The sequence below is a fragment of the Planktosalinus sp. genome, assembly GCF_059864935.1.
This window is the reverse complement of record NZ_JCBCCK010000238.1, coordinates 1-6,132: the sequence shown is the minus strand read 5'-3', so window position 1 is coordinate 6,132 and position 6,132 is coordinate 1. Positions and strand designations below refer to the sequence as shown.

Below are 6,132 nucleotides of genomic sequence, written 5' to 3'. Positions count from 1 at the left end.
TCAAAAATAGCCCTGTCTTCAGCGTTTCCTTTCTTAAAATATACCAGTGCCATGGTGAGCTGATATTGATCTGTATAAGTTCCTGTAAAATTAATCATAACTTTTTCTTTTGAAGTAGGATTTCAGTTCTTGTATTCTGTAGCTTACCTGTATGCAGGTCTTGTTCTGAGTATTTTTTTTAACAAAGGCATTTCCACTACCAGATTATAAGTATCCGTAAGAAATTGTTGTGCTTCAGACGCACCTGCTTCCAGCATATTGCCTTCTTTAAGAAATCCCAAAACATCTTCGGCTGCTGCCCATTGGTAAATGAGCCATCTCCATTTCTTTACGGGTTCTCCAACAAAATCGGCTTTAAAATCGGTAGTATCTTTTTCGTGAATGACCGCCGTTTTCAGGACAGCCGCTGCGTCCAAGAGTTTAGAAGCAGCCTTTAAGGTCTTCCCCGTATCGTTAACATCGTCAACCAGCAAAACTTTTTTACCGCTTAGGTCTCCAAAACCCTTATTGAGCACAGCGGCATCTTCTTTCTTCTCAGCCCCACTGCCATAATGTGTAACTTGTATGGAATGGAGCTCCTCAATATTCAGGAAATCACAAAGGAACCGCGCAGGTGGAAATCCGCCACGCGCTATGGCAACTATGGCATCAAAACGGTGGGAAGAAGCTTCAATTTTTTCAGCGAGTTTCAAAGAGTCATCATAGGCCTGAGGCAACGAGACTATTTCTGCTTTAAAATCTTTGTCTTTTAGAGCCATAAACACGTTTACTTTTATGGTTACCATCTAAAGATAAAGGTTTTATATCAATTAATTTTACTTCCCCCTGAGGAAGGGAAGTACTTTAACAGAAGTTTAAAATTTCTTTAAAAAACCGTCGGTAATATTAATGTATCAGAGGAAACAATTTAAACATACTCCATAGTTTTTGTGCTGATGCAATAATGATCTTTTAACACAAAAACCAACTGAAAAATAAATAAGGTTACTTCCTTTTCTCTTTTTGAATAAGTATCTTTGCACCTCTTATTTAACTTGTAGAATTATGCCCGAAATACTAAGCGGTGACCGCAAATTTCCACAAATCCCAACCATAAAAAACAAGGCACTGCGTGTCAACCTCAATAAAAACATTTACGGCTCCTTTGCCGAAATTGGAGCAGGCCAGGAAACCGTTAGAAACTTCTTTAGGGCCGGGGCAGCTTCAGGCACCATTGCAAAAACAATCTCTGCTTACGACAAAGATTTTAGCGATGCCATTTATAGTCCTGAACCTGACAATCGGTATGTAACTGAAAACCGGCTAAAAAAAATGTTGCGCCACGAAATTCAATTGATTGAAGAACGCATTTCTCGTGAAAAACATCCCGATAAAATCTTTTTTGCCTATGCAAACACAGTCGCAACCATTGATTTTGCCAAAAAATACAAAGGGCACGGTTGGGTAGGTATCAAATTTCAGGTGGAACCCAATCAAGAATATAACGAAATCATCCTTCATATCAGGTTTAAGGAAAATGACGCCCGTCAACAACAGGAAACGCTGGGGGTTTTGGGTGTGAATCTTATATATGGTGCATTTTATAAATTTAATGAGCCCAAAAAACTCCTACGCTATTTATACGACCACATCGATAAGGATAAAATAGAAATCGATATGGTAAACTTTTCAGGGCCACAATTCAATAATGTTGATAACCGGCTTATGAGCTTGCAACTCATTAAAAACAGAATGACCGAAGCGGTTATGTTTAGCCCCGAAGGCCATAATCTACTCCCGGCCGATGTGCTGTACAAAAAAAATATCCTGGCTCTAAGAGGTAGTTTCCGCCCGGTCACCAAAGTCAACATCGATATGTTTGAAAAATCTTATGACCTCTTTATAAAAGAAAGCAAAGTTGATAAAGAAAATACAGCCTGTGTTTTTGAAATCACGCTTTCAAACCTCCGTGCAGAAGGTGATATTGACGAAAAAGATTTTATGGACAGGGCACAATTATTGGCTTCTTTGGGCCACAATGTCATTATTTCTAATTTTCAGGAATATTACAAATTGGCCGACTATTTCGCAAACTATACCAAAGAACGCATTGGCTTTACCATGGGCGTGAACAATTTTGTGGAGATTTTTGATGAACGCTACTACCGCCACCTTAGTGGAGGGATTCTGGAAGCCTTCGGTAAACTCTTTTTTAAAGACCTAAAGGTGTATCTTTACCCCGTATATGACACTGAAAACAACAAGTATATTACCAGTGACAACCTCAAAGTACACCCACGCATGAAAGAACTCTATAAATTCTTTAAATTCAACGGAAAAGTGGTGGATATTAAAGAATTTAATCCTGATATTCTTCATATTTTTTCAAGAAAAGTCTTGCAAAAAATTCAGGACGGTGAAGACGATTGGAGAGGGATGCTTCCTCAGGGCATCGATGAAATTATTATTCAGAAAGAATTATTTGGTTACAGTAAAAACCTGGAAACTGCTTAAGTATCAGTTATGTTGTCTATATAAGGGGTACTTGGTGATATAAAAGTAACTAATGATCAAAAAAATGATTAGGACCTTAGTTGAGTATCGTGCCACGCCTTCAAAACACTTATGTCCAATCGTTGAATGTTCTCAAGTATATAATCCGCCAGTATTTTTTCACTACTTGCAGAACTAATACTTTTTGAAGTTAATTGAATGATTCCATTTGGGTCGCCAAATATATTGGCTTCATCACATTCAATATAAGGATAATATTTACCTTCATTTTTAGCAGCATCAGGTAAAACATCAAAACTCTTGATTCCATACTTTTTTAAAAAGTCTGCAAGAAATCTCACATACGCCCGTTTTTTGCTTTTTAAAAATTGGCGATGGGTATAATCCAGTGTGTCTGTTTTTCGTTCCCTTAAAGCGGCTGACAAAGCCTGTTCCAATATAACTGCTCTTGTCATTAAAATAAGGGTTTGTGAACCATACCAGGTAGCACGACTTTGCAAAGGACAAATATAAATAGAATAAGTTTAACAAGGTATTTTTTAAGACTTGTTTTATATTTGCCCCTTTCATATTTCAAAGGGGTTTACACAGTCCTTAATCCCGTTTCAATACCTGTACTATGACTGAAGAAAAAAAAGAACAAAAACATCTTCAAGTCCTTATCCACAAAGTTGATCAGGCAATCGATAAAATTAATACCCGCATTCAAAAGCAATCCAACGAAATCAACGACCTTAAAACCCATTTACAAGAGCATAAACGGGATATGGATCACCTTGAAAAAAATGCCGTAAGGGAATCTGTATATAATGTAGCCTTACAAGGGGATCATTCTGTTGACAAAAAAAAGAGGTTGCTGAGGTTAAAAAACATACCCTATTTTGGTAGAATCGATTTTAAAGAAAATACCAAAAAAAAACCGGCACCCATTTATATTGGGGTCCACAATTTTCAAGACGGGGAGAGCCATCAAAACCTAGTCTACGACTGGCGCGCACCCATTTCCAGTATGTTTTATGATTATGAAACAGGAGAGGCTGCCTATGAAACTCTTGATGGTGAAGTTCAAGGAAATATTTCCCTTAAACGACAGTTCCGGATACGCAACGGAAATATGGAATATATGATTGACAGCGATGTCACCATACAGGATGAGGTGCTTCAAAAAGAACTCAATCAAGCTTCCTCTGGCAAAATGAAAAACATTGTAGCCACCATCCAACGGGAGCAAAATGCCATCATCAGAAATGAAAACGCTAAACACTTAATCATTCAAGGGGTAGCAGGCTCGGGCAAAACATCCATTGCGCTTCACAGGATAGCTTTCCTGCTCTATAAATTCAAAGAAACAATTACTTCTCAAGACATCCTTATCATTTCACCAAACAAAGTCTTTGCAAGCTACATCTCAAATGTACTCCCTGAATTGGGAGAAGAAACAGTAGCCGAAACCAATATGGAAGAGATTGCACAACAACTCTTTGACTACCAAATGAATTTTAGGTCCTTCTATGACCAGGTGGCTGAACTGCTCGAAAAAAACAACCAAAAATTCATTGAACGCATCCAATTTAAATCCTCGGCAGATTTGATTAAAAAAATGGACGATTACTTGCTGTTTCTCGAAAATAACGGATTTAAACCCATTGATATATTTGTCAATAAAAAACCGATACCGGCCTGGTTTATTGAAGAAAAATTTAAACAATACAGCCGCCTGCCCCTATTGAACAGGTTTAATGAGGTGGTACGAGAAATTGTCAATAATGTCTGGATGTATTACAACTATGAAGTCCAAGGCAAAGAACGAACAGAATTACACACAACCATCAGAAAAATGTTTCCCTCCACCAATCTGCGAAAACTCTACAAAGGGTTTTATGAATGGTTGGGAGAACCTGAATTGCTCAAAACACGTAAAGGCAACGTCTTTGAATACAGTGATGTATATCCTTTGCTCTACCTTAAAATGAAACTCGAAGGCCTAAAACCTTTTACAGATGTAAAACACTTGGTCATTGATGAAATGCAAGACTATTCTGCAGTACAATATAAAATTCTAAATAAACTGTTCAATTGCAAAAAAACCATTCTCGGCGACATCAACCAATCGGTAAACCCCTTTAGCGCTTCAAATATCGAGACAATAGCAGGTATTTTCCATGATGCCATTGCCATGACAATGACCAAAAGCTATCGATCAACTTATGAAATAACCCAGTTTACAAAAAAAATAAGCCAAAATATAAATGTGGAGCCCATTGAAAGACACGGTGAAGAACCAAAAATCTTGAAATGTAAAAATGAAGAAGAGGAACTCAACACCATCAAAAACGAACTCAAAAATTGGAATACCAAAAAGTTTAAATCATTGGGTATTATATGTAAAACACAAAAGGAAGCCAATGCACTCTATGATGCAATCGACCAAGGTCATCAAGTGCAACTTCTCAACGCACTAAGTGTTGCTTTTGGAAGTGGTATTGTCATAACAACGGCACATCTGGCCAAAGGCCTTGAATTTGACCGGGTCATTGTACCGTTTGTTACAGAAAATAACTATAAAACACCATCAGACAGACAAATGCTTTATGTAGCGTGTACCCGGGCTATGCACAAACTTATGCTAACCTACTCAAAAAAACCATCAACTTTTATCCTGACTTCCACATTTTAATACTATTGAGGCTAACTGTTGAGTTTAATAAACCATACTGAGGAGTTTCAATCAAATCAATACATATCTCCATCTTATAATTTGAACTATAACTGTCTCTATCAACCTTAGAATAAACTTCTTCATATGTTAGTGTGTTATTTATCTCCAAATACACCTTATCCTTTATTTTGCTTAATAGTTGTTGCTTCTTGTTATTTTTGGGTTATTTAAGATTAAAACACAGCCTGTTTTGTTTTCCGCTTTTATTGGAGAATTAAAATCAAATTCTTCTATAAAATTATCAATTTTCCATTTAAATAATTTATTTATAAAGTTTAAACACTCTTGTTTAGAAGGATAATTTTTAGTCAAACATTCCTTTAGTTCAATTTTACTGATGTCTTCTACTGCTTTCATAACATTATATTTATTATCATTGTTGTCCGGTAAACCGGACAACAATGATTTAAAAACAAATGTAATAAGTTGAACTTTAAATAGAGGTCAATTTAAGTAATCAAACTAATCAATAAAATAACAACATTTATTAATCACCCACAAACAATCAAAATCTAAAGGCTTTTTTCAGAATAAAAGCCGCTGCGTAAAGAATAACCTCGTTGAATCTTCAATTTCCCGACTTTGCCCGCAACCTCCATAGTAAAAAAACGATTCTCTTAACCCACACAAAATAACCAAAGCTATATTAAAACACAACCATTACTCCACCACCAACTCACCGGTTTTTTTCACCCTATTTAAAGTGATTTCTACAGTATAAGTCCCTTGCGGCAAATAGTATTTCTCATTTTGTTTTTCCTCAATTGAAGTTTCTTTATTTTCTTTTAAATAGGCTTTTCTTCCGTTTTCGGTAAGGGTCAAATCATAATCATACGTATGGAATCCTTTATCGACAGTTAAGGTTTTGCTGTATACTGTGGCCCCCTTATCCGTTTTGACATTTACTGTTGCTGTTCCGG

At 36.5% G+C, this 6,132-nt stretch carries 6 protein-coding genes; 2 read left to right on the top strand and 4 right to left on the bottom strand.

What is annotated here, in order from left to right; all coding sequences use genetic code 11:
* Positions 1–143: 143 nt before the first annotated feature.
* Positions 144–785, bottom strand: a complete 642-nt coding sequence (locus AC6F75_RS08300) for a phosphoribosyltransferase family protein (protein WP_500714538.1) — start codon at positions 783–785, stop codon at positions 144–146.
* A 259-nt stretch (positions 786–1,044) separates the two neighbouring features.
* Here AC6F75_RS08300 and AC6F75_RS08295 point away from each other — a divergent pair, with 259 nt between their 5' ends.
* Positions 1,045–2,493, top strand: coding sequence for a TonB-dependent receptor (locus AC6F75_RS08295; RefSeq protein WP_500714537.1), 1,449 nt, complete (start codon positions 1,045–1,047; stop codon positions 2,491–2,493).
* Positions 2,494–2,561: 68 nt separating this feature from the next.
* On the opposite strand, the gene AC6F75_RS08290 is transcribed toward AC6F75_RS08295, so the two are convergent.
* Positions 2,562–2,948, bottom strand: coding sequence for a hypothetical protein (locus tag AC6F75_RS08290; protein WP_500714536.1), 387 nt, complete (start codon positions 2,946–2,948; stop codon positions 2,562–2,564).
* Positions 2,949–3,112: 164 nt separating this feature from the next.
* On the opposite strand from AC6F75_RS08290, the gene AC6F75_RS08285 reads away from it, so the two are divergent.
* Positions 3,113–5,170 carry a 3'-5' exonuclease gene (locus tag AC6F75_RS08285; protein ID WP_500714535.1) on the top strand — a complete coding sequence of 686 codons (2,058 nt, stop codon included), beginning with the start codon at positions 3,113–3,115 and terminating at the stop codon, positions 5,168–5,170.
* A 174-nt stretch (positions 5,171–5,344) separates the two neighbouring features.
* Here the strand turns inward: AC6F75_RS08285 and AC6F75_RS08280 are convergent, their stop codons facing one another.
* The gene (locus AC6F75_RS08280; RefSeq protein ID WP_500714534.1) at positions 5,345–5,569 is read right to left on the bottom strand and encodes a hypothetical protein; all 225 of its coding nucleotides are present in this window, start codon (positions 5,567–5,569) and stop codon (positions 5,345–5,347) included.
* Positions 5,570–5,872: 303 nt separating this feature from the next.
* Positions 5,873–6,132 (bottom strand): hypothetical protein (locus tag AC6F75_RS08275; protein ID WP_500714533.1); only part of this gene is annotated, 260 nt, incomplete at its 5' end.